21 protein-coding genes are annotated in these 24026 nt (G+C 62.5%); 9 read left to right on the top strand and 12 right to left on the bottom strand.

Annotated elements, in window-relative coordinates; all coding sequences use genetic code 11:
* Positions 1-44: 44 nt before the first annotated feature.
* A complete protein-coding gene (locus tag HDE72_RS08885; protein ID WP_260176574.1) occupies positions 45-482 on the bottom strand; it encodes a hypothetical protein in 438 nt (145 codons plus the stop codon).
* A gap of 178 nt (positions 483-660) precedes the next feature.
* Here HDE72_RS08885 and HDE72_RS08880 point away from each other — a divergent pair, with 178 nt between their 5' ends.
* Positions 661-1137: a PACE efflux transporter gene (locus tag HDE72_RS08880; RefSeq protein ID WP_183739079.1), complete on the top strand. Its 477-nt coding sequence runs from the start codon at positions 661-663 to the stop codon at positions 1135-1137.
* Here the strand turns inward: HDE72_RS08880 and HDE72_RS08875 are convergent.
* On the bottom strand, positions 1101-1994 hold the full coding sequence (locus HDE72_RS08875; protein WP_183739076.1) for a LysR family transcriptional regulator: 894 nt from the start codon (positions 1992-1994) through the stop codon (positions 1101-1103). The genes HDE72_RS08880 and HDE72_RS08875 overlap by 37 nt on opposite strands.
* Positions 1995-2067: 73 nt before the next feature.
* On the opposite strand from HDE72_RS08875, the gene HDE72_RS08870 reads away from it, so the two are divergent.
* The gene (locus HDE72_RS08870; protein WP_183739073.1) at positions 2068-2277 is read left to right on the top strand and encodes a DUF3460 family protein; all 210 of its coding nucleotides are present in this window, start codon (positions 2068-2070) and stop codon (positions 2275-2277) included.
* 31 nt (positions 2278-2308) lie between these two features.
* Here HDE72_RS08870 and HDE72_RS08865 read toward each other — a convergent pair whose 3' ends face one another.
* Positions 2309-3058, bottom strand: coding sequence for a YcbK family protein (locus tag HDE72_RS08865; protein ID WP_409254953.1), 750 nt, complete (start codon positions 3056-3058; stop codon positions 2309-2311).
* A gap of 110 nt (positions 3059-3168) precedes the next feature.
* Positions 3169-4005, bottom strand: coding sequence for an EAL domain-containing protein (locus HDE72_RS08860; protein WP_183739071.1), 837 nt, complete (start codon positions 4003-4005; stop codon positions 3169-3171).
* 246 nt (positions 4006-4251) lie between these two features.
* Between HDE72_RS08860 and HDE72_RS08855 the strand changes: the two genes are divergently transcribed.
* Positions 4252-5079 (top strand): class II glutamine amidotransferase, encoded by an 828-nt coding sequence (locus HDE72_RS08855; RefSeq protein WP_183739068.1) that lies wholly within the window; start codon positions 4252-4254, stop codon positions 5077-5079.
* Between the two features lie 6 nt (positions 5080-5085).
* Here the strand turns inward: HDE72_RS08855 and HDE72_RS08850 are convergent, their stop codons facing one another.
* The gene (locus HDE72_RS08850) at positions 5086-5616 is read right to left on the bottom strand and encodes a GNAT family N-acetyltransferase (RefSeq protein ID WP_183739065.1); all 531 of its coding nucleotides are present in this window, start codon (positions 5614-5616) and stop codon (positions 5086-5088) included.
* Positions 5617-5938: 322 nt separating this feature from the next.
* On the opposite strand from HDE72_RS08850, the gene HDE72_RS08845 reads away from it, so the two are divergent.
* Together HDE72_RS08845 and HDE72_RS08840 are read left to right on the top strand one after the other, a co-directional pair.
* Positions 5939-6970 (top strand): sulfate ABC transporter substrate-binding protein, encoded by a 1032-nt coding sequence (locus HDE72_RS08845; RefSeq protein ID WP_183739062.1) that lies wholly within the window; start codon positions 5939-5941, stop codon positions 6968-6970.
* Positions 6971-7154: 184 nt separating this feature from the next.
* Positions 7155-7373, top strand: coding sequence for a TOBE domain-containing protein (locus HDE72_RS08840; RefSeq protein ID WP_034757699.1), 219 nt, complete (start codon positions 7155-7157; stop codon positions 7371-7373).
* A gap of 59 nt (positions 7374-7432) precedes the next feature.
* Here HDE72_RS08840 and HDE72_RS08835 read toward each other — a convergent pair whose 3' ends face one another.
* Entirely contained in the window at positions 7433-8182 is a 750-nt protein-coding gene (locus HDE72_RS08835; protein WP_183739059.1) for a LytR/AlgR family response regulator transcription factor, read from the bottom strand.
* Complete coding sequence (locus HDE72_RS08830; RefSeq protein ID WP_183739056.1) at positions 8179-9459, bottom strand: sensor histidine kinase; 1281 nt, start codon at positions 9457-9459, stop codon at positions 8179-8181. Before HDE72_RS08830 ends, HDE72_RS08835 begins: the two co-directional genes overlap by 4 nt.
* A 424-nt stretch (positions 9460-9883) precedes the next feature.
* Between HDE72_RS08830 and HDE72_RS08825 the strand changes: the two genes are divergently transcribed.
* Positions 9884-10756 (top strand): serine hydrolase, encoded by an 873-nt coding sequence (locus HDE72_RS08825; RefSeq protein WP_183739054.1) that lies wholly within the window; start codon positions 9884-9886, stop codon positions 10754-10756.
* Positions 10757-10787: 31 nt separating this feature from the next.
* Here HDE72_RS08825 and HDE72_RS08820 read toward each other — a convergent pair whose 3' ends face one another.
* Positions 10788-11717 (bottom strand): DMT family transporter, encoded by a 930-nt coding sequence (locus HDE72_RS08820; protein WP_183739051.1) that lies wholly within the window; start codon positions 11715-11717, stop codon positions 10788-10790.
* Positions 11718-11832: 115 nt separating this feature from the next.
* Between HDE72_RS08820 and HDE72_RS08815 the strand changes: the two genes are divergently transcribed.
* The gene (locus HDE72_RS08815) at positions 11833-12729 is read left to right on the top strand and encodes a LysR family transcriptional regulator (protein WP_183739048.1); all 897 of its coding nucleotides are present in this window, start codon (positions 11833-11835) and stop codon (positions 12727-12729) included.
* Positions 12730-12737: 8 nt separating this feature from the next.
* Here HDE72_RS08815 and HDE72_RS08810 read toward each other — a convergent pair whose 3' ends face one another.
* Positions 12738-13106, bottom strand: coding sequence for a winged helix-turn-helix transcriptional regulator (locus HDE72_RS08810; RefSeq protein ID WP_183739045.1), 369 nt, complete (start codon positions 13104-13106; stop codon positions 12738-12740).
* A 102-nt stretch (positions 13107-13208) separates the two neighbouring features.
* Here HDE72_RS08810 and HDE72_RS08805 point away from each other — a divergent pair, with 102 nt between their 5' ends.
* Positions 13209-13937, top strand: a complete 729-nt coding sequence (locus HDE72_RS08805; protein WP_183739042.1) for an SDR family NAD(P)-dependent oxidoreductase — start codon at positions 13209-13211, stop codon at positions 13935-13937.
* 13 nt (positions 13938-13950) lie between these two features.
* Entirely contained in the window at positions 13951-14943 is a 993-nt protein-coding gene (locus HDE72_RS08800; protein WP_221291204.1) for an alpha/beta hydrolase, read from the top strand.
* Positions 14944-14947: 4 nt separating this feature from the next.
* Here HDE72_RS08800 and recD read toward each other — a convergent pair whose 3' ends face one another.
* From recD to recC, 3 genes are read right to left on the bottom strand one after another with little or no spacing between them, the layout of a single operon-like run.
* A complete protein-coding gene (gene recD, locus HDE72_RS08795) occupies positions 14948-16912 on the bottom strand; it encodes an exodeoxyribonuclease V subunit alpha (protein ID WP_183739039.1) in 1965 nt (654 codons plus the stop codon).
* The gene (gene recB, locus HDE72_RS08790; RefSeq protein ID WP_183739037.1) at positions 16902-20558 is read right to left on the bottom strand and encodes an exodeoxyribonuclease V subunit beta; all 3657 of its coding nucleotides are present in this window, start codon (positions 20556-20558) and stop codon (positions 16902-16904) included. The genes recD and recB overlap by 11 nt, the downstream gene beginning before the upstream one ends.
* The gene (recC, locus tag HDE72_RS08785; RefSeq protein WP_183739034.1) at positions 20555-23977 is read right to left on the bottom strand and encodes an exodeoxyribonuclease V subunit gamma; all 3423 of its coding nucleotides are present in this window, start codon (positions 23975-23977) and stop codon (positions 20555-20557) included. The genes recB and recC overlap by 4 nt, the downstream gene beginning before the upstream one ends.
* Between the last annotated feature and the right edge of the window lie 49 nt (positions 23978-24026).

The raw sequence follows: 24026 nt of genomic DNA, 5'->3' as shown, positions 1-24026 counted from the left end.
CAGCCTGATGCTGATCTGACCACGTGGGCCAGTAAAAATACCGCCTAGCGCCCCATGCCGCGCCGGCGCAGGCCGAAATCGTGGCCGACCACCAATAAAGTGCTGGCCACCAGGCTGGACAGCCCCACCAGCAACTGGATCAATTTATCGTCAGGCAAGATCCACAGTGTCGATGCCGGCGTCTCGCAGCCGGTGGCCGCGCTGATCAGGGGCGCCACCCAGGCTGCGTCGGGCCTCACGTCGAGCACGACGGCGCCATCGGCGCTGGTCTGCATATAGATATCGCCGCCCTCGGCCAGGGTAAAACAGATGCCCACGCCCGTTTCGGTGGCGCGGATATTGTCCTGCATGCTGCGGTTATGTTCTTCTATCCACACTTCCACGTCATACGGCGTTTCCAGGTGTTCCCACGGACGGGGACGGAAACGGGGACGGACATCGTTATCGGTATTATCCATATTGCTATCTACTGGGCCTGACATGCTTGCTCCATCTACGGTGATGCGGCGGACCAGTCGCCCGCCATCCGCCATTATCCACCGTTCATGGCCAATCCGGTATGCAAGCGTCATCACCCATCAAAAAAACTGACAGCTATTAACTTTTTACATCAAACTACCTGACTTACAATGGCGGCCACTTCATTTTTACAGGTCATCCATGCAAGGCATCAAGCGCAAAATCGTCTACGTCACCGCTTTTGAAATCATCGGCATGGCCATTTCCACCGCCTGGCTGACGCTGCTCTCGGGCGAGTCGCCCACCAGCACCGGGCCGCTGGCGCTGATGATCACCAGCATCGCCGTGGTCTGGAACCTGCTTTACAACACGGCCTTCGAATACTGGGAAATCCGCCAGGTATCGCGCACGCGCACCGTGAAACGCCGCATCCTGCACGCGATCGGCTTCCAGATCACGCTGGTGATGTATTTGATCCCCTTGATCGCGTGGTGGTTGCACATCAGCCTGTGGCAAGCCTTCGTGCTCGACTTCGCCTTGATGCTGATCATTCCCTGCTACAGCTTCATCTTCAATTACATCTTCGATGGCTTGTTCGACGTGCCGCTGTCGGCGCAGCAGCCGGTAGAAAACGACACACTTCAGGGCAGCGCGGGGCGTGCTTCGGCCAGCAACTGAAGAAAGGACCGCGCCGCCAGCCCCAGCGGCCGGTCCTTGGTCCACACCAGGTGGATCGGCAGTGCCAGCCCATTGCCCGTATTCTTGAACGCCACCTGGCGCACCCGGCCAGCCGCCAGCGAGTGCGCGATGGCCGACGCGGCGAAATTGCCCCAGCCCAGTCCCGCTTCCACCATCGCCAGGGCCACCGGCAAGCTGTCCGTACGCCAATGCGACAGGCCCACCACGGGCCGCGCATCGGCCATATCCAGCTCACGGCTGGCGACGATGATCTGCCGCAAGTTGACCAATTCCTCGATGAACAAGGGCCGCTCCACATCGCTGGAGGGATGCTGCGCCGAGACGATCGCCAGCAAGGCGTCGCTGCCCACCAGCTGGAATTGTTCCGCATGATTGATGCGTCCGCCGCCAAACACCATGCAGGCGCTGATGCGGCCCCGTTGCAGCATCTCGTGCAAATCATCCTGCGGCGCCGTCAGGACTTCGATATCGAGCAGCGGATGGCGCTGCGACAGCGCCTGCACGGCGCGCAGAAAGGGTGCGGGATCGAGCTCGGCTGCGATACCCAGCGAAATGCGGCTTTCCAGCCCCTGCGACAATTCCTTGACATGCACATGCAACTGTTTTAATTGTTCGGTAATCAGGCGTGCATGCGGCAGCAGCGCCAGCGCGGCCGGCGTAGGCACAGCCTCGCGCGCACCGCGGTCAAACAGGGTAATGCCCAGTTCAGCCTCGATATTGGCAATCGCCATGCTGACGGCCGATGGCGCCCGCCGCAAGGTGCGCGCGGCGTTGGAAAACGAACCGCCGTCGACGACGGCCAGGAACAGTTCGATGTTATTACTGGAGAGTTTCATTGGGGGGCCAGAAAAATGCGGCACTTTCTGTGCGCGAACGGTCTAATATGGAATGACAGGAACAGGAGCAGCGATGAACACTACAGCACCCTACCGGCCCGGCCACGGCGGCTATGTCTCGGAATTTGGCCGTTTTATCGACGGCTATCTGCAAGCGCACCCTGAGGTGCAAGCCAGCCAGCGCCAGGGTTGGCGCATCTGGTGGGAAAGGCCGCTCAATGTTGATGAGCTGAAGCGCTCCGGCAAGGATGCCGTGCCAGAGCCGCCGTATCACTACCGCTAAACCTGCGACAAGCCGCAGGCTCGGGCAGGTATCAACCTTTCCAGGTTCTTTGCAGGCCTGTGTCTGCATGAATCCAGCCGCCGCGCGGGCCGGAGCGGTAATAAAAGCCCACGCCGCCCTGCTTGAAGCTGCGTACCAGCGAGCCCAGCACTTCCGAATTCAGGCTGGCCACGCGGATGTCGGCAGCACGTCCCTTGATATGCAGCGACTGGCGCGCCGCTGGCACACCGGCTTCGCGCAATTTGCTGTTCGATTCTGCCGTACGGTAGCCCGACAGGATTTCCAGCGGCTGTTCGATGCCGTAGCGGGCCACGAAAGCTTGCGTGCCCCACAGGGTTTCCAGCAGCTTGGGATCGATGGCCATGGTTTTCTTGCCGTTCACGTCGCGCAGCAAATGGCACAGTTCCTGATATGCCGAATCGATGACTTCGCCATCTTTCCAGTACAAGAGCTTGGCTTTTTCATTGCTGGCCGGTCGCACCACTTCCAGGGTGCGGGGCTTGAGCCAGAAGTCCAGGTCCAGCGCCTGCGCATCAAAGATGTCGGGCGGTGGTTCCATCTCCGCCGCCTGCTGGCGCGTCTGCACGCTGGTGTAACGGTCAATGCTGGCCAGTTGCTGCGGCTGCGGCGGCACGCCGGTACGCGGTGGAGTGGGCCTGGCGCTGGCACTGGCCGAGGCGGGAGCAGCCGTGCGCGAGGCACAGCCGATAAGTGGCGTGGCTACCAGGCCCAAGGCGGCCAGGCCCATGCCATGATGGAGAAAATTTCTGCGCGATGCCATAGTCAGTCCAATGTAACGATGGGATTACTATAGCCTATTGTGCCGCGAAGAAAAACCCTCAACCTTATCGTGCAAGCACCATTTTGCACTTTTTTCTGCTCGTGTCCGCCTCAGGCAGCGACCGCAACAGCAACCGTTGCCAGCCTGGCATGGGCCAGGCTGCTCAAAGGTTTATCAAACAAATAACCTTGGCCGACGATGGGCAAACCCGTGGCAGCGCCTATACGTTGCAGCGTTTGCAAGGCGCCCGGCGTTTCCAGGCGCTTGAACACCACGCGGATATCTGCCGCATGGCAGAGCGTGACAAAATTGGCCACCGCCGATTCATCGCTGAGGTTGCCCGCATCGAGTTTAAAGGTATGCGGATGCAAACGCTCGAGCAAGCCGATGGCTTCGTTCACGCTGGTCACGTTGATCGCCAGGCGGAAACCGTTGCGGCGGTAATTATCCGCCACGTAATTCAGGAGCCAGCCCTGGTTGGGGGTCACGGTCGGCAGTTGCAGCACGATGCGTTCGATCGGCAGCCCCAGCGCGTCAAGGATGCGCTGGAAGGCGTGGCCGTGATTGCTGCTGACGGCGCTGAGCAGGCGGTCATGCACATTCAGGTACAGATCGGATTCTTCCGCCTCTGGCTGGCGAAAGAAATTGATGGCGTGCAGCATGCGGCACAGCCGGTCCAGCTCCACCGATTCATCGTCGCTGGCCGCGTGGTCGAGCAAACGCCACAAGGAAAGCCCCTCGTCGGCCTTCGAGACGCTGCGCGCCAGGCCCTCGAAGGCGACCAGCTTGCCGCTGTTGATTTCACGCAAGGGCTGGAAGCCGCTGGTCATGGTGCAATTGAAAAAGCGCCCCAGCGCCCTGCCTTCCTCATCGAGCCAGACGCTGGTGCCAGCCTGGGTGACATGTGACAAACGGGCCAGATAGTTTTTCAGGACGGGAAATGGCATGGTGACTCCTCTGCATAGCTGCAACGCGGCGCCCTCGTGGGGGACAACGTTGCCAAAGTGTGCAGAATAAGCGCGCCCCCTGGAAAGGAGAACGAATGCTTTCGCCATTTGATATGCGTTTCACGAATAAGCCACCGCCTCGCATGGCAATGCAGCGCATATGGATATGCGCAAACATTCCTTCCTGCGCCCCGCCCCAGCCATTACTGTTGCCCTGTACCGCAATCTTCATGAAGGCCACGCACCATGTGCCAGTTACTCGCAATGAACAGCAGCAAGCCCGCCACCCTCGATTTCTCGTTTGCCGGCTTCAAGGAACGCGGTGGGCGCACCGATGAACACCGCGACGGCTGGGGCATTGCCTTTCATTCCAGTAGTGGCTGCACCCTGCTGACCGACCATCTGGCCGCCATCGATTCCCCGCTGGCGGCGCAATTGCACGACCGCTCCATCAAGGCAAAAAACATCGTGGCGCATATCCGCAAAGCCACCCAGGGCCGTATCGCGCCAGAAAATACCCATCCGTTCGCCCGCGAGCTATGGGGCAAGACCTGGTCCTTCGCCCACAACGGCGACTTGAAAACATGGAATGCCCCCGCCAACGCGTATTACCAGGCAGCGGGCGACACGGACAGCGAGCAGGCTTTTTGCTATCTGCTGGCCAGCTTGCGCACGCGCTTTCCTGCCGGCGAACCAGCCCTGGGCGAGTTGCGCACGGCCATCGCCGCCATCGCCGCTGAGATTGCGGTGCACGGCAGCTTCAATTTCATTGTGTCCGATGGCAACGTTTTGTTTGCCCACTGCTCCACGCATCTGCACTATGTGATACGCGAATACCCGTTTTCCGTGGCGCATCTGATCGACTGCGAGCGCAGCATCGATTTTCGCCAGCACAACCACCTCGATGACCGCATCGCCGTCATCGCCACCCATCCGCTGACGCAAGACGAGCCATGGACCGCGTTTGGACCAGGGGAACTGAAACTGTTCGTGGGAGGAGCATTGCAGGAAGAGCTTGCTGAATCAAAGGCAGCGGCGCCGCCACGCGCCGTGTATATACAGATCAGTTACTGAAACAGCTTACGCCGAGTTGCAATTGCAAAAACGCTTGCGCTTGGGGTCGCCGGTAACCATGCCGGCAGGATCGAGCTGTTTCCAGCAAAAAACGGTTTCCACACCATAGGGCGAGCGCACATTGCCCGCCTCAACATAACCCTGCTTGACGAAAAAAGATTCACTGCTGGCCGTGCTATGCAATTGCAGGGCCTTGATGCCCCATTCGCGCGCCTGCACTTCCATGCGTTCGACCAGCGCCTTGCCGGCGCCCCTGCCTTGCGCTTCCGGCAGCAGATAGCACAGGGCCAGTTTGCCGGCGCGCGTCAGCAGGCCGACGCCGACGACGGCGCCCGCATCGATGGCGACCAGCGAAAAATTGGTGGGCGATGCAAACCAGCACGCCACCATCTGCGGTGTTTTATTGCCCAGCCAGGCTTCAAGAATGGCTGGATCGTTCCGATGATCGAGGCTGCAGCATTCGACGATAGAGCGCCGTAATACATTGCACGCTTCGAAAGCGTCGGTTGACGTTGCAATACGAATTTCAAGACTCATGTACGCTCACAAAATATTCCGGTTGCCGATGCAGGCGGGTTGCCCCTGTATCGCGCGATTCCGACTATACACCAAGCGGCGCTTTCGGGTTTCTTCACGCCGTGCCGCAAGGCGCTTTCACCTGTCATTATGCCTATGCGCGCCACTGCGTGCCATTGCAGGCTAAGCCCTGAGTAGCGCCTTGCCCACGAATGTTTACAAAAATCGATATCTGTTTTTTAGCGAAAACCGTGGTTTGATCTAAGCATATTACGAAAAATTCGTTTCTTTTCCGGCCAGAATTTTAGACTATGTCTGTCTGTTTTCACAACAAGAGTTGAATATGTCCAAACAAAACGCACTGTCGAGCCGTACCCGCCGCTGGTTTCTCGCCAGCTCCCTGGCCCTGGGCGCCGCAGCCAGCCTGCCTTTGATGGCCAGCGCTGCCGAGCCGGTGGTCTTGCTGAACGTCTCTTACGATGTCATGCGCGAATTGTTCAAGGATATCAACCCTGCGTTTGTTGCCGAATGGAAGGCAAAAACCGGTGAAACCGTGACCGTCAAGCAATCGCACGGCGGCTCGAGCAAACAGGCGCGTTCCGTCGCCGATGGCCTGGAAGCGTCGGTCGTGACGATGAATCAGGCCAACGACATCGACCTGCTGGTTGACCGTGGACTGGTGGCCCCGGACTGGGCCAGGAAATTCCCGAATAACGCGGCGCCCTTCTATTCGACCATGGTGTACCTGGTGCGCAAGGGCAATCCGAAACAGATCAAGGACTGGGACGACCTGGCCAAGCCTGGCATCAAGGTCATCGTGCCGAATCCCAAGACTTCCGGCAATGGCCGCTACACCTATCTGGCGGCCTGGGGTTATGCCATCAAAAAAGGCGGCAGCGAAGCGCAGGCGCGCGACCTGGTGACGCGTCTGTTCAAGAACGTGCCGGTGCTGGACGGCGGCGGCCGTGGCGCCACCACCACTTTTACCCAGCGTGAAATCGGCGACGTGCTGGTGACGTTTGAAAACGAAGTGCAACTGGTGCGCAAGGAATTCGGCGACAACTTCGAAGTGGTCTACCCGAGCATCTCCATCCTGGCCGAATCGCCGGTGGCGGTGGTCGACAAGGTGGTCGACCGCCAGGGCATCCGCAAGGAAGCCACGGCCTACCTGCAATACCTGTACTCGGAACCGGGCCAGGAAATTGCCGCCAAACACTTCCTGCGCCCCCGCTCGGCTGCAGTGGCCAAGAAATACGCAGCCAGCTTCAAGCCGATCAGCCTGTTCACGGTGGACGACGTCTTCGGCGGCTGGAAGCAGGCGCAAAAGAAACACTTTGATGATGGTGGTGAATTCGACAAGATTTATCAGAAGTAAGCGTCTGCAGCGTCAGCAAACAAACCGGGGTGTTGTTCAGCCCCGGTTTTTTCATGTCCGCCTGATCCAGATCGAATACGGCGCGCATAACCATATGCGCATCGATTCGTAGTCAAAAGCGGGCGCGGGCCGTACTCTGGCCATATCGCGCCACACGGCGTATCACGAGCAAAAAGGACGCACCATGGCTATCTCGGAAGTGAATGTACGCAACCAGTTTCGCGGCAAGATCAAGGAAATCATCTTCGGGCCCGTGGTCTCGGAAGTGGATGTGGAAACGCCGCATGGCATCGTCACCTCCGTGATCACCTCGCGCTCGATCAAGGACCTGGACTTGAAAGTGGGCAGCGAAGTCATCGCCCTGGTGAAATCGACGGAAGTGTCGATCGCCAAGATCCAGTAAATATTTCTGTACCACAACTAACAGCGCCCCGCCATGTGCGGGGCGTTTGCATGGTCGGATTACTCGCGGAACAGATGCGTAAACGTGCGGCTCACCGGCAACTTTTCCGTGCTGCCACGCACCAGCACCTGCATGCGTTCGGCATCGATGCGTTCAGCCGCTTCGATGGCTTTCACGTTGACCATGGTGCCACGGTGGATTTGCCAGAATTGCTCCGGGTCCAGGCCACCCAGCAAATCCTTCAGCGGCGTGCGCACCAGCGCTTCGTAGTCCGCCAGCACCACGCGCGTGTACTTGGTGTCGGCCTGGAAGAACAGCACATCGTTGATATCGATCAAACGTATCTGCTTGCCCACGCTGGCCTTGATCCATTTCATTTTTTCGCGCGGTGCTGCCGGCAGCGCAGCCCGCAAGGATTGCAGCAAATGCGCCATATCGGCCGGCGCCGCGCCCAGCTTGTCGCGCAAACGGGCCAAGGCACGTTGCAGGCGTTCGGCTTGCACCGGCTTCAACAGATAATCCACCGCACCGGCGTCAAAGGCGTCGACGGCGTACTGGTCGTAGGCGGTGACGAACACCACGTGCGCCCGCTTGCCGATGCGCTCGGCCACTTCCGGGCCGGACAGGCCAGGCATGCGGATATCGAGAAACACCACCTGCGGCTCGTGCTCGAGAAAACCATCCCAGGCGTCATTGCCGTTTTCCGCCACCAGCACGACCTGCGCCTCGGGCCAGCACCGTTCCAGCATGGCAAGCAGGCGCTCGCGCATCAGCGGTTCGTCTTCGGCGATCATGACCGTGGTTTTCATGCCATCCCTTCCATCAGTGCCGCTGTCTTCCCTGTCACTCCCGCCTGAAACGGCAGCACAATATCGGCGATCACGCCACCCGCGTCGCCATTACGCACTTCCAGGCTGCCCGCTGCAACGCCGTCCTGCTGTGCCACCAGCTGCAGCCGGCTGCGCACATTCTCCAGTCCCAGGCCACTGCCGGCCACCGGTGCCGCATGTTCGCTCAAGCCCACGCCCGTATCCTCTACCCGCAGACGCAGCATGGCGCCGGCGAGCTGCGCCGAAATATGGATGTCGCCACCGCGCAGCGCCGGTTCGATGCCGTGCTTGATGGCATTTTCCGCCAGGGTCAGCACGATCATGCTGGGCACCATGGTATGCGCCAGCTCAGGCGGCAAGGCCAGGCTGAAGTCCAGCCGTTGCCCCATGCGCGCCTGCATGACGCGCAAATACGCTTCCACCATGTCGAACTCGCTTTGCAGCGGCACTTGTTCGCTGCGCATCTCGGCCAGGCTGGCGCGCAGGAACGCAATCAGGTCGGCCGTCAGCGCAGCAGCCCTGGGCGCACCCTGCTCGGCCAGTTGCTGCACCGCGCCCAAGGTGTTGAACAGGAAATGCGGTTCGATTTGCGCCCGCAACAGGCGCAGCTGCGAATCGCTCAGTTCACGGGCCATGCGTTCGCGTTCGGCAGCCTGCTGCAGACGCAATGTCGTGGCATCGTGCTGCTGGTTGCGCCAGATCGCCACGATGCCGACCGGTATGATGTACAGCAAGCCCGCGACCAGCCAGGCGATACCGACAATGCGCAAGAGCCGCTCACTATCAAAGACATACGGTTTATCATTGACCATGGCCGCCATACCCATGCCGATGAGCAGGCCAAACAGGCACGCAAACAGCATGATCAGCACACTCTTGACCAACTTGCCGCCAACCAGCTTGCGATAGTTGAACCATGCACCCATCAAGCCCATTGCCATTGAAATACCCACCAGATTACTCAATACCAGGCCTTCAATCCAGCTGGTCTTTTCTGGCTGAAACAAGTGCAGTGCCAAGCCGAACAGACTAAAAACGGCAAGCAGCTTGAGCACCATCCGATTGAAGCGTGCGCCGCCATACCGCACGATGAAATCACGCAGCTCCATGCGCTCGATCGGCGTCATGGCGGCCAGGCGGGCCGCGATAAAGTGGCGATGGCCGGCCGGAATCGCGGCAAGGGCGTCCGGATTGTCGAGCACCAGGATCGCGTCCTGGTCCATTTGTTTCTGCCATTGCGTGAATAGTCGCCACATCGTGCTTCTCCTTGTCTGGTGAATCATGCATGAACGCAGTATGGAGCGGCGTTGCCATGCCGCCTATCGGCGGGCGACGAAACACGACTTTGCAAGCATCAGCGACGATCTTCGCCGCCATCCGCTAAATTACATGGCAAGATTGCTGGAATATTACGAAGTTTCCATAACGAAATCAATAAATCCAAAACAATTTTCACTCAAGCAATAGTTACACGCCTAATGCAGATTTATTTTACGATTCAAGGCGCAAAGCGGCCTGTAAAGCCCTTGTAGCGTAGACATCGGCCAAACTTTAATGGTATCGTCTACGCTTGGCAACTATTGCCCCGAAGACATATGCTGCGCTGCGGCAGGCGTATGTCGCGGTATTGTGCGCAGCGCCCTGGTGGCGCCCCAAAACTGCTTTTCCAAATACGATCCCATGCTCAAAAAAATTATCGCCACGGTGCTGATGACGCTCTCCACAGCGGCCATCGCCGTGCCCTTCGGTTCCCAGTCCGTACTGGTAGTCGAAGATGGCACGGGTAAAGTCCTGCTTGAAAAAAATGCCAACATGGTGGTGCCGATCGCCTCACTGACCAAGCTGATGACAGCCATGGTCGTGCTCGATTCCAAGCCGAACATGAAGGAAGAAATCAGTATCGACCGCGAGGACGTCGATATGCTGAAACACAGTACCTCGCGCGTGCCCGTGGGCGCCACCCTGAGCCGCCACGATGTGCTGCAACTGGCGCTGATGTCGTCCGACAACCGCGCCGCGGCTGCACTGGCGCGCAACTATCCGGGTGGCCTGACGGCGTTTTCGGTGGCCGTGAATGCCAAGATCAAGGCGCTGGGCATGCAACAGACCGTGATGGAAGAGCCGACAGGCTTGTCGCCGAACAACCAATCGACCGCGTCGGACCTGGTCAAGATGGCTGTCGCCGCTTCGCGCTACCCGGACATCAGCCGCATCACGACCGATCAGAAAGACGTGATCCAGATCAAGGGCCGCGATGTGGAATACCACAACACCAACCGCCTGGTAGGCGCCAAGGGCTGGGATATCGGCCTGTCGAAAACCGGCTTCACGAATGAAGCAGGCCGCTGCCTGATCATGCGCTTGAAGTCGGCCGGCAAGTTCGCCACCATGATCCTGCTCAACGCCCGCGCCAATTCCGTACGCTCGATGGACGCCGTCAACGTGCGCCGCATGCTGGCGATTGAAAACGGCGAAGCAGAACCGAAGGTGATGCGCGCCTCGGCCAGCCGCCATAAAAAGGCCAAAGCACACAAGCGCCGCCACGCGCATTAAACTGCTTGCAACCCCAGGCAAGCGCCTGGGGTTAATTTTTCCGGTTCGTCAGCACCACGCCCGCAATCGTCACCATCCCTCCCACCAGCATCGACAGCAGCACGGGTTCGCCCAGCAGCACCGCGGCCAGCAAAATGCCGAACACCGGCACCAGATTATTGAACACGGCCGTGCGCGATGGTCCCAGCGCTTTCACGCCTTCGTAGTACCAGACAAAACCGATCACCGTGCCGAACAGTCCCATGTAGGCGATGGAGACCCACACCTGCCAGCCAAAGCTGCGCCAGGCCACCGTTGGAAATTCAAACGCCGCGCCCACCAGCAAGAAAGCCAGTCCCCACATGGCGGCATAGGTGGTGGCGGCCACTGGCGAGAGCCCCTTCAAGGCCACGCGGCCGATCAGGGTGTAGGCAGCCCAGCTGGAAATGCCGCAAAACATGAAGACTTCGCCGGCACCGATGCCGCCTCCCGTGCCATGCAGCAAACCGGCCAGGTCGCCATGCGTGATGACGATGGCCGTGCCGCAGAACGCCAGCATGATGCCCAGCCATTTGATGGAAGCCAGGCGCTCGCGCAGCAGCACTGCCGAGGCCAGCGCCGTGACGATGGGGTTCAGTGCGACAAACAGGGCCGTGCGGCCAGCCGGCATGCGCGCCAGCGCGGCCAGGAAGAACAGGTTGTACAGGAAGAAACCCGTCAAGCCCAGCGCGGCCGTCGTCAGCACCTGCTTGCGGTCCAGGCGCGGCAAGCCGCCTTCGAACTTCCAGGCCAGCAGCAACAGGAATACCACGGCCACGCTGAAGCGCCCGCTGGCGGCCGTCATCGGTGGCATCTGCTGCGCCAGCACGCGGCCGGCAATAAAAGTGCCGCCCCAGAACAGGGCAACGAAGATCAGTTTGATATACACGAGCGATGCTGGCGCGGTGGAGAGTGAGGCAGGTGATACGGTGCTGGAACGCATAGATTTTCCTGTGATGCAGTCTGTCATGCCGCTTGCGCGGCGGGCTGTCAGCCTATATATTAATACTAATGTCAGCTCATGAAATAATGAGCTTTTACTCATACATCAACCTGCCATGACCTTCACGCAACTGGAAATTTTTACCCTGGTGGCCGAACTGCACGGTTTCTCGGCGGCCGCCGCGCGGCTGGGCATCAGCCAGTCGGCCGTCTCGCACGCCTTGAAAGCGCTGGAAAAAGAAATGGGCGTGGACTTGATCGTGCGCCACCAGGCCTCGGCAGAACTGACGGAAGTGGGCCGCCACTTGCTGCTGCGCGCGCGCGAAATCCTGGGACTGTCCGAAGCGATGCGCCAGGAAGCGGCCGACGTGCTGGGCCAGCACCAGGGCTCCTTGCGCATCGGCTCCTTCGGCCCGACCGCCTCGTTGAATCTGCTGCCGGCCATCATGGCGCAATTTCGGCATAGTTACCCAGGCATCGTCCTGCGCATCGACGAAGGCGGCGACCATGAAGTCATACAATGGATACGCGAACGCCGCGTCGACGTGGGTTTCGTGGTGCTGCCCGACGAACGGTTCGACACCGTGCCGCTGGTGGAAGACCAGCTGATGGCGCTGGTGCCGCGCAGCCATCCGCTGGCGCAACTGCCCGCCATCACCCTGGCACAGCTATGCGAAGGGCCGTTCATCATGTCCGAGGCGGGCTGCGCGATCCTGATCGAACCGCTGTTCGCCAACGCCGGCCTGCAACCGCAAGTGCCCTACCATATCAGCCAGATCATCACCATCCTCGACATGGTCAACCGCGGCGATGGCGTGTCCATCGTGGCCGAACTGGCGTTGCCCCAGCGCCTGCAGCAGCAATATCCCGACCTGGTCGCCGTGCCGCTAGCCCCGCCCGTCAGCCGCAAGGTCGGCCTGGCCGTGCGCGACCGGCGCCAGAACACGCCGGCCACGAATGCCTTCCTGGAAGTGGCCAGGCTGGTGGCGCCCACGCTGGCGCCGCAGCGATAACAAGCCAGCTACAGCGGCCGCGCATCGAAAGCCAGCTGCGCCTGTTCGATGCTGCCGCCATGTTCGGCAGCCCACGCCACCAGCGCCACGAACGGTTGCTGCAAGGTGCGGCCCAGCGGCGTGATCGAATACACCACGGCCACTTGCGACGTGGGGATGACGCGCCGGTGCACCAGCCCGTTTCTTTCCAGGCGGCGCAAGGCCTCCGTCAGCGCCTTGTGCGTGATGGGGTCCAGTCGCCGCTTGATGGCATTGAAGCGCGAAGGTTCGGTACACAGCACGGTCAAAATCAGCACCGACCACTTGTTGGCGACCTGCTCCAGCACCGGCCGCGTGCTGCTGATTTCGGCGAGGTCCATCGCGACATTCGAGCTCATCTCGGTTTCCTTTCGTATATCTGATTCATAGTTGGTGCGTAATTGACACCAGATATACGAAATGTATCATGAACCATTCCCCCCCACAGCAAGGAATGCACCATGTTGAAACTTGAAGGAAAAACCGCCCTCGTTACCGGAGGCAGCAGCGGCATCGGGCTGGCCATCGCCCGCCGCTTTGCCAACGAAGGCGCGCAGGTGTTCATCACAGGCCGCCGCCAGGCGCAGCTCGATGCAGCCGTCGCCCTGATCGGCGAGCGGGCAAGGGCTGTGCAGGGCGACGTCACCAGCAGCGGCGACCTTGAGCGCCTGTTCGAGATCGTCAGGCAAACTGGAAAGCCACTCGACATTCTCGTCACTTCGTCCGGCGTGTCGGAATTTTCCACCCTGGACGGTACCACTGAAGCACACTTCGACCAGGCTTTCGACCTGAATGTGCGCGGCATGGTGCTGACGGTGCAGCGGGCCGTCCTGCAAATGGGCAGCGGCGGCGCCATCGTGTTGGTCGGTTCGATTGCCGGCAATATCGGCAACCCTGGTTACGGCACCTATTCCGCCACCAAGGCGGCCGTGCGCTCGTATGCGCGCACCTGGACGCATGAACTGGCAGGCCTGGGCATCCGCGTCAATACGCTGAGCCCCGGCCCCACCGACACGCCGATGTTCGACAACGCCAGCGCAGAAGTGCGGCGCTTTTTAACCGATAAAATTCCCTTGAAACGCCTGGGCCGCGCCGAGGAAGTGGCCGCCGCCGCGCTGTTCCTGGCCAGTAACGACAGCAGCTTCGTGGCCGGCGTGGAGCTGTGCGTCGATGGCGGCATGACCGCCTGATGGGAACCATGCCATGAGCAATACGATAATGAGCAATCCGGCACAGACCACCCTGCCCCTGGTTGACCCGGCCGCGCGCCCGCTTGCGCAGGCGTTCGCCGCATTCGACCCGGCAAAGCAAGGCATCACGCAATACCGCGCCAGCCTGGCCCAGCTCTTCCCTGCCGATGCACAGGCAACTGACGCGCCATGGGAAGAGCGCATGATTGCAGGCGGCCCCGATGGCAAGCAGTTGCGGCTGCTGATCCATCGCCCGCAACAGGCCGTGGATCACCCCTTGCCCGCGATTTTGTTCCTGCATGCGAGCGGTTTCATTTCCGGCACGCCCGACATGTTTTCAAGGGCGAACCAGGCCATGGCGCAGCAGCATCAGGCACTGGTGCTCAGCGTGCAGTACCGGCTGGCTCCCGAGTCGCCATTCCCCGCACCCTTGCACGATGCGTATGCGGCGCTGGCCTGGCTGGTCAAGCATGCGCATGAACTGGGTCTCGATCCGGCCCGCATCATCGTCATGGGCGAGAGCGCGGGCGGCGGCCTGGCGGCCATGCTTGCGCTGCTGGCGCGCGACCGGGCAGAATATCGGCTGGCTGGCCAGGTGCTGATTTATCCGATGCTCGATCCCAGGACGGGCAGTGTTGCTGCCCCCGTGCAGAACCCGAGCACGGGCGAATTCGTCTGGACCGCCAGCCACAACCAGTTTGCCTGGTCGGCCTTGCGGGGCGTAACGTTCAAGGACGAATGGCAGCCATATTTTGCGCCTGCCCTCGTCCCGGACCTGGCAGCGCTGCCACCCACCTTCATCGCCGTCGGCGCGCTCGACCTGTTTCTCGAAGAAGACGTGACCTATGCGCTACGCCTGTCGCGCGCCAGCGTGCCCGTGGAAACGCATGTCTACCCGGGCGCCATCCACGGCTTCGATTTCGTGGACAGCGCGATAGCCACGCAATACCATGCCGACCTGGCGGCGGCGCTGGGCAGGATGCTGGCTACGCCACCGGGCGACTGATGCGCTAGGTGCCGATCAGCCCCCGCAAGCCGCTGGCGCGCTGGGTGCGGCGCAGAATAGCGTCGAACAGCACCGCCTGCGTGGGCGACACCAGGGTGAAGAAATCGCGAGCGCGCGTGATGCCGGTGTAGACCAGTTCGCGCGCCAGCATGGCGCCGCCTTCCTGCGGCAGCACCAGCACCGTGTGGCGAAATTCCGAGCCCTGCGATTTATGCACCGTCATGGCGAACGCCGTTTCCACGTGGCGCAAACGCGTCGCCAGCACGCTGCGCACCGTCTCGCCTTCCAGGAAATACACGCGCAAGGACCCCGGCCGGGCAGGGTCGCGCAAGGTCAGGCCGATGTCGCCATTGAATACGCCGGTGGCGTAGTCGTTGCGCGTGACCATCACGGGGCGCCCCACATACCATTCGCTGCGGCGTATCAGCCCTTCTTTTTCCAGCCGCAGTTCTATCGCCGTATTCAAGCCGGCCACGCCCCACTCGCCTTCGCGCACGGCGCACAGGATGCGGAAGGCTTCAAAGCTGTGCAGCACCTTGCGCACCCAGTCGTCATGCTGCGCATATTCACCATCCGGGCCCGCATTGACCAGCGCCAGATAAGGCTGATAACCACCGGGCGCATCGGCACGCCCGCGCAGGGCCAGGCGCAGCACGTCGTCCGGCTGCGCCGCAGCCAGCCACGCCACTTGTCCACCGCTGTCACTGGCCAGGCATTGCTGCGCCAGCCGTGGCTGGCCCGCGTTGACGGCAAGCGCCAGTTCGCCGATCGGCCCGCTGAAACGGTGGCTGTGGCGCAGCATGACCGTCTGCTGCGCCAGCGCGCCGGCGCTACCTGCAAACTGCGCCGGAATCTGCACGCCGCTGGCCGCCTGCACATAGGCGATGGTGTCGGCCGTATAGCCGCCCGCCTGCGCATCGTGGCACAGGTCGCCCAGCACGGCGCCCGCTTCCACAGACGCCAGCTGATCCTTGTCGCCCAGCAGGACCAGCAGCGCGGTGGATGGCAGGGCATCGAGCAGGGAGGCCATCATTTCCAGGTGCACCATCGACGCTTCGTCGACGATGAGCACATCGACATCGAGTGGATTGCCCGCGTGATGCTGGAAGGCGCGCGTATCGGGCCGCGCGCCGAGCAGGCTATGCAGGGTACGCGCGGGCCCCATGCGTTTGGCCAGTTCCAGCAGCGGCAAGCTGTCGCCCGTCTTTGCCGCCAGCCCCGTCAAGGCCTTGTCTATCGATTGCTTCAGCCGCGCCGCCGCCTTGCCGGTCGGCGCGGCCAGCGCGATGCGCAGCTGCTCCGGCTGCGCCGACACGGCAAACAGCAAGGTCAGCAAACTGGCCACCGTATAAGTCTTGCCCGTGCCCGGGCCGCCCGTGATGATGGCCACCTTGCCGCGCATGGCAATCGCGCACGCCGTTTTTTGCCAGTCCGGGCCGCCGTCGGGCGTGGGCTGGTCGAACAGGATATCGAGCCAGCGGCGCACCTGCGCCAAAGGCGGTGTCACGGTGATGCCCGCCCGCTCGGCGATGCGCTGGCCAACCAAGGTTTCATCGCGCCAGTAGCGGCGCAGATACAGGCGTGCGCCATCGAGCACCAGCGGCTGCTGCAGGTCGTCGTCCCTCACCGGCCACACTTGCGGCGCGCGGGCCAGCAGCGCGTGCCAGGCCTCAAGCGTCTCGGGCAGCGGGCCGGAAATAGCCAGCAAGTCCTGCCACAATTCTTCCTGCCAGCCCATCAGCTGCGATGGGCCATCGGCCAGCTCGTCGAGCATCAGACAGCTATGCCCGCGCCCTTCGAGTTCGGACAGCACCATGCAGGCCACGCCCAGCGCTGGTGCATCGGATGCGTCTTGCTCCAGGCTGGCGATAAAGCGGGCAAACGCCGCGCTCAAACGGCGCACATGGCCGGCCTCGGCGAGGCCATCGAAATGGGAAAACAAGGCGTCCAGCGCCACGTCATGCTTCATGGGTTTCTTCCAGCAGTTGATCCAGACCGTCCAGCAGTTCGGCTTGCGGCGCCAGCCAGTAGCAGCCGCGCGTTTGCGTATTGGCGATGCCGCGCAAAAATAAAAAGATGGCGCCGCCCAGATGCTCTGCCGGGTCATAGGCTTCCCCCAGGCGACTGCGCAACAGCCGGTGCAAGGCCAGCATATAGATGGCGCCCTGGATATCGTAGCGGTGCTGCGCCATGCCGGCCGCCAGCGCCTGCGTGTGATAGGCCGCGTCGTTGACGCCCAGCGCATTCGATTTGTAGTCGAGCACCCAGTAGCGGCCATCGCGTTCGATGACCAGGTCGGCAAAACCTTTCAGCATGCCGTGCAGCTGGCGCCGCGGCAGCACGGGACGCGGCGCGCCATCGAGCAGCAAGCGCGTGCACAGGCTATCCAACGCTTCGGTCGACAAATGCTCGCTGGGGAACCAGAACTCCATCTCGGACAGCGTGCTGTCCAACTCGGACAAGGAGGCAGCCAGCAGCGGCAGCGGAGTAAGCGCCACCTCGCGCAGCCAGGCGATGGCGTCTTCCTGGCGATGGCCCCAGCCTGCCCGCTCGCAGCGCGCAGCCAATCGCGTATCGAAACTGGCTTCATGGACGCAGTCAAAGCCTTCACCACCCATCCATTCGAGCTGCTCATGCAGGAAATTGCCGGGCATGGAACCACGCGGGAAGCGGTGCCACGGCGTGTCCTGGGCTTGCGGCGTTGGCGATAAGACTGCTGCACCCGTACCATCTTCCAGCAAGGTCTCTTCCTGCGCCCGCTGCGGCACATGGGCAGCCGTGACGGCGCCGATCTGGCGCGTCAGCGAGGTAAAACTGCCCACCGTCCAGTCGCGTTCGAAACTGCCCGTGAACTGCGGCGCCTCCTTCAGTTCCGGGCGCAGCTCCTTGCGCGCCAGTACGGTGACCGTATCGGGCTGGGCCAGGCTGTTGATCGCAATGGCGTCGCAGTCGCCGCGCAACTGCTGCCAGCGCGTTTGCAAATGCTCGGCCGGCAGCTTCTCGCCGCCCGTCAGCAAGTAGCCGAGCGCCGATTCATGCAAGGTGTTTTCGCCCGCCTTGCGGGCCGCCAGCGCGGCCACGCCCAGCCACAAAAAATGGCGCGCCCGCGTCAGCGCCACGTACAGCAGGCGCAAATCTTCCTCGATGCGCGCCTCTTCCACAGCAGCCATGGCCTCGTCGGACAGCGACAGGTCGATATGGCGCTCGCCTTCGGCGTCGGCATACTCGACAAAGCTGCGGTTGCGCTTGTCGACCTTGCGCGCCGTGACGGCAAACGGCAAATACACCAGCGGGTATTCCAGGCCCTTGGATTTATGCACCGTAATGACTTTCACCAGTTCGGCATCGCTTTCCAGGCGCAGCACGCGCTCGTCGCCGCTCTCGCCTTCACCGGCGATCTGCTCGGCCAGCCAGCGTATCAGCGCCTGTTCGCCATCGAGCTGGCGGCTGGCCGATTGCAGCAGTTCGGCCAGGTGCAACAGATTCGTCAAACGCCGCTCGCCACCCGTCTGCTGCAGCAGCATGGCGGGCAACTGCAGCTCGTGGATGAAGCGGCGCAGCATGGCCAGCACGCCCTGGCGCTGCCAGATCAGGTGCAGCGCCTTCAGTTGCTCAACCCTGCGTTCCCACTCCAACTCTTCGTTCGACAGGCGCGCCAGTTCGCCCAGCGACAAACCGATGGTGCGCGTGGCAAACGCGGCGCGCGCCAGGCCGCCATCGAGCGGATTGGCCAGCGCCGTCAGCCAGCGCAGCACGTCGGCCGCCTCTTCGCTGTCGATCACGGAATCCTTGTCGGACAAATACACGCTGGCCACCCTGCGCCGGGCCAGCGCGCGGCGGATCGCGGCAGCTTCCTTGCGGTCGCGCACCAGCACGGCGATATCGGCTGGCTGCAAGCGTTTGTATCCGTCCGGGCCATCGAAACCGGCCTGTTCATCGCCCAGCATGGCCACGATATGCTCGGCGCAATGAGCAGCAAAGTACTCGCGGTAGCTGTCGCCGCGTAGCGATTCGTCGCTGGCGCACGCCACTTGCAATGCAGGTAGTGGACCGTCGGCCGACACCAGCCGTTCAGCGCGGCCCTTGGCGCCGACCGCCTCGAAGGGCAGCGGATTTTCGCCATTTTTACGGTAGCGGAAAGCCCCTTTCGGCACTTCCTCGCGCTCGGCGTGCAGGAATAACTGGTTGACGGCGGCCACCAGCGGCGCCGTCGAGCGGAAGTTGGTGCCCAGCTGGTAATGGCGGCCATCGGTGGCGCGCCGCGCCGCCAGGTAACTCTGGATATCGGCGCCGCGAAAACCATAGATCGACTGTTTCGGGTCGCCGATCAGGAACAGGCCCAGCGAAGGTGCATTGTCGGCAATCCGGTACAGCAGATTGAAAATCTGGTACTGGCCGGGCGCCGTATCCTGGAATTCATCGACCATGGCCAGCGGATACTGGTCGACGATGCGCTGGCGCAGGGCCGCGCCATTTTCGCCGGCCAGCGCATCGTGCAGGCGCTGCAGCATGTCGGCAAAACCGAACTGGCGCGACTGTCGCTTCAGTTGCTGCATGCGCCGGGCGATCGAGGCGGCTGCATGCAAATGCAGCGCATGGGCCAGCGGCGTGAGGGCTGCCAGCGCGCGCCCCAATCCTTCCGTATGGTCGAAACACTCGGGCACCACGGCCGTAAAGTTTTTCGCATAGGCGTCTTCGATACCGGCCGGCGTCAGCCTTTCCCAGGCCTTGGCCGTGATATTCGGCATCAGCAGCATCGGATCAAAAGCCCAGGCCCGCAAGCCATCGAACCATTTGGCCACATTCTCGGGCTTCATCTTGACGCCGTTAAAACACTTGGGCGACGCTTCCCGGTGGGTGCGTATCCATTGTTCCATCTGCGTGGCGCGCTCGGCCCAGCCCTGTTTCAGCTGCGCCAGCTGCGCTGCCAGCGCGCGCTGTTCGCGCGTGATCAGGGTGGACAGCGGTTCATCCTGCGCCATGGCCATGATATCGCTGCGGCGCGCCAGTTCGCGCACGCCTTTTTTCAGCGCCTCGACGTCACCCCAGCAATCCTGCAGCGCCTGCAGGGGCTGCGGCGACAAGGGATAGACTTGCTGGCGCCAGTAATCGTGGGCCGCGTCCTCGAACAGGGCCTGCTCGTCGCTGACCAGCTCTTCATCGAACAGGCTGCCGCTATCAAACGCATGCTCGCGCAGCATGCGCTGGCACCAGGCGTCGATGGTAAAAATAGCCGCTTCATCCATCGTCTCGGCGGCCAGCATCAGCCGGTGCGCCGCCTTCTGGCGTTCGCTGTCATCCGGGTAGGAGTCCAGCAAGGCATCGAGATACGGGTCGCTGCTATCGGACTCGTGGCGGAAATACGCGGCCGCTTCGATCAGCCGTTCGCGCACGCGGTTCGACAGTTCGCGCGTGGCGGCGCGGGTAAAGGTCATCACGAGGATGTCGGCCGGCAGCAGCGGACGCACAAAGCGGCTGCCGTCGTCGCCATGGCCCAGCACCAGGCGCACGTACAGCGCGGCGATGGTCCAGGTCTTGCCGGTGCCGGCCGATGCCTCGATCAGGCGCGAGCCGTGCAGCGGAAACTCCAGGGGATTGAGCAGATGGCTGGTCATGGTTGTTCTTCTCCTGCGCCGTCATCCTGCGCGGTTATCGGGTCCAGCGTGACATGCTCGCGCAGCCAGTCGGCCAGCGGGCCATACAACTCACGCGTGCAGTCTTCCCAGGCTTCTTCAGCGGCCAGCGCGGAAAACTCGGGCCACAAACGGGCCAGGCACAATTCCTCGCGCTCGCCCGACAATTCAAAACCGCCGTCGTAGATGGCGCGCGGGTCGCCCTGCTGCACCAGTGCCAAACCGGTCTTGCAGGCCGTCGGCAGCGGGTGGTTCATGCCTTCGCGCCACAGCGCCAGCAAGGTGGCCAGGGCGTCGCGCGAAGCTTGCTGTTCCAACGGCGCCATGCTGACGATGGCGTCGCGCGCCACCAGGTAGCCCGTAACGGGAAAACCCAGGGCAGCGGCGGCCAGCTGGCGCAACCACATCAGCATCAATTTATCGCCACGCGCCTGGCCCTGCTTGTCCATCACCTTCGATGAAATCTGCATCAGCCAGGCCGTGCCGCTATCGTTGCGGCGCAGTTTATCGAGCCAGTCGTCGATGCGCACTTCGCCGAAAGCCAGGCTGATGGCGCGCTTGTCGGCCGCCAGCGGATACGAGGCGCGCAAGGATAGCCAGGCGCTGCGCACGGGCACCAGTGCCTCGACCAGCTGCGCCTGCACCTGCTGGCCGATCAGGCCGATCGGCAGCACGCCTTCGCGCGCCAGCCGGTCCGCGCGCGCCTGCAGGCTCACGCGCACATCAAGCAGGTCTTCCACCGCACCGCCATCGTCCAGCAAGGTATCTTCCAGCAGATAACGCTCCAAAGCATTCAGGCTGAACGGTTCCTCGTCTTCGCCCAGGGTGGCGGCGTCGATAAAGTTCACGCTGAGGCGCTGGCGGAAAAAATACTTGACGGGCTGGCGCAAGAAGCTGGCCAGTTCGCCCAGTTTCAAACGCCGGTCCGGATCGGGTTCATACGGCCCAAGCGAAAGCTGCTCCGCCTGCTGCGCCGCTTCCGTATGCGCCACCCGCCATTCGCCGGCATAGGTCAGCAAGCCGCCATCTTCGAAATAGCGGCGGCTGAACGGCTGCAGCGCGTGTTCCGTCGTCAGCGTGTGCAGATGGCGGTCCAGCGACCAGCCGGCGGCCAGGTAGTCGCGCAATTGCGACACCAGCACCGAAGGCGGCTGCTCGGCGTTGTCGCGCACATTGCGCCCGACCCAGCTGATATACAGCTTGTCGCGCGCGGCCAGCAAGGCTTCGAGCATCAGGTAGCGGTCATCGTCGCGGCGCGAACGGTCGCCGGGGCGCGCCATGCCGGGCAAGGCCAGCAAGTCGAAATCGGCTTTCGGCGCGCGGCGCGGGAAGTCGCCATCGTTCATGCCCAGCAGGCAGACCACGCGGAACGGCACCGCGCGCATCGGCATCAGGGTACAAAAGGTCACGCCACCGGAGACGAATTGATGATTCAGGGTCGGTTCGTCGAGCGCGCCCAGCCAGGCTACGCGCAGCACCGACAGCGGCACTGCTTCGACATAGCCCGCATGCTCGCAGGTTTCCAGCCAGCCCTGCAAAGCGCCTTCCAGCTGGGCCAGGGTCAAACGGTCGCCTTCGTCGCCGGCGTCGAAAAACGCCGCCAGCAGCGCGCGCGCCTGGGTGCCCCATTCGGCCGGCGTGCGCGCCCCGGCCAGCACCTCACGCCAGTGCAGCAGCGCTTCGACCAGCTGCGCCAGCGAACCGGCCAGCGCCGCATCGAGGCCGCCCACTTCCGCATACGGCTCGATGCCGTGGAAGCTGGCGCCGGCGCCACTGGCGTAACCGAGCAGCATGCGCCGCAAGCCGAAGATCCACGCATTCTGTTCGCCTGCCGCACCCAGCCCCAAGCCGCTGCGGTGTTCCTGATCCAGGCCCCAGCGCACGCCGGCGCCTTCGATCCAGGCGCCCAGGGTGGCCAGGTCGTCGGCCTGCAAGCCGAAGCGGGCCGCCAGCGCGGGTACGTCGAGCAAGTCGCGCACTTCGCTCTGGCGGCAGCGCTGCTGCGGCAAATGCAGCAGCCACTCCAGCGCGACCAGCAGCGGATTGACGCTGCGGTCCTTGACGTCGCCGATCTCGAACGGAATGAAACGCGCATCCGTGCGACGGTGCTGGCCGAACACGGCGTGGATCGCGGCAGTAAAAGTGTCGATATCGGGCACCATCACCACCACGTCGCGCGGTCGCAAGCCTGTCGTGCTGCTCCTGGCAAACATGGCCAGCAACTGGTCGTGCAGCACTTCGACTTCGCGCTGCACGCTGTGCGCCACATGAAATTCGATCGAACGGTCCTGCGGCGCAGGCGGCAGTTTTTCATGTTCGGCCAGCGGGCGCAGTTCGCGGATGGCGACCTGCACCTGCTGCAGCAGGGTTTCGCCCGCTTCCTCGCCAAACAGGTCGATGCGCAGGCTGTCGTCGCGCCCTTCGGCTGCCGCGCTTTCATCGAATTCATCGAGCATGCGGATAAAGTCGCGCCCTTGCCGGCCCCAGCTGGCCAGCAGCGGATGGCTGTGCGCATGCAGTTCTTCGAGCGGGATCTGCGCCAGGTCGGCGCCGTTGCGCTGCTGCTGGCGTTTATACGCGGCGCGCAGCAAGTCGCGCCCTTCGATGATATCGCCCCAGTAAAACTGGCAGGGATTGGGCACGGCCAGCACCACTTGCGTGTAGCGCGCCAGCGCGGCCAGCGCTTGCAGGGTTTGATACGGCAGGGCCGAGACGCCGAACAGCACCACCCGGCGCGGCAGCTTGCCGGCCGGTGCTTCGCCAGCGTCAATCGCGGCCAAAAAGGCGTCGTGGATGTCGGCCCGGCCCGTGCGGCGTTCGTTTTCAGCGACGTCTGCCGCCACCGCCCGCCACAACTGCGCCTGCCAGCGCTGGTCTTCTTTCAAGGGAATGGCGTCATTGCGCGCCGTGCGCAGCTGGTCGCGCCCGGCCGCCCAGTCGGCCAGCCAGTCGGCCCGATACACCTGGTACTGGTCGAACAAGTCGGCCAGGCGCTCGGCCAGCTGCAGCCGGCGTTCGGCATCGCCATCGGCCAGAAAATAGCGCAGCGGCGCAAACACGGCATCGTCCAGCAAGGACGGCAGCAAACGCATCAGGCGCCAGGTCAATGGCGATTTATCGAAGGGCGACACGCGCGGCACGCGCTCGCGGCCCAGCATGCCCCGGTAGCTTTCCCATAGCAGGCGCGCCGGCAAGGCGATGCGGGTAGCGGCACAAATACCCATTTCCTCGGCCAGGGCGATTTTCAGCCATTCGGCCACGCCATTCGACTGCACCAGGAAGATGTCGGTCTCGAGCGGCGCCAGCGGATGGCTGCGCAGCCACTGAAAGACGGCGGCGCGCAGTTGTTCCAGCTGGTTGCCGTGCAAGATGAGCAGGCCGGGCGTGACGTTAGTTTGCATGCGGTTCCGATGAGTGCGTTGGGGCGACTAGCGCGACAAAGTCATATTA

This window comes from Janthinobacterium saanense (assembly GCF_014200675.1).
Classification (GTDB): domain Bacteria; phylum Pseudomonadota; class Gammaproteobacteria; order Burkholderiales; family Burkholderiaceae_D; genus Janthinobacterium.
Note: the sequence above shows the minus strand (reverse complement) of the source record. Positions and strands in the feature narration are given on the sequence as shown.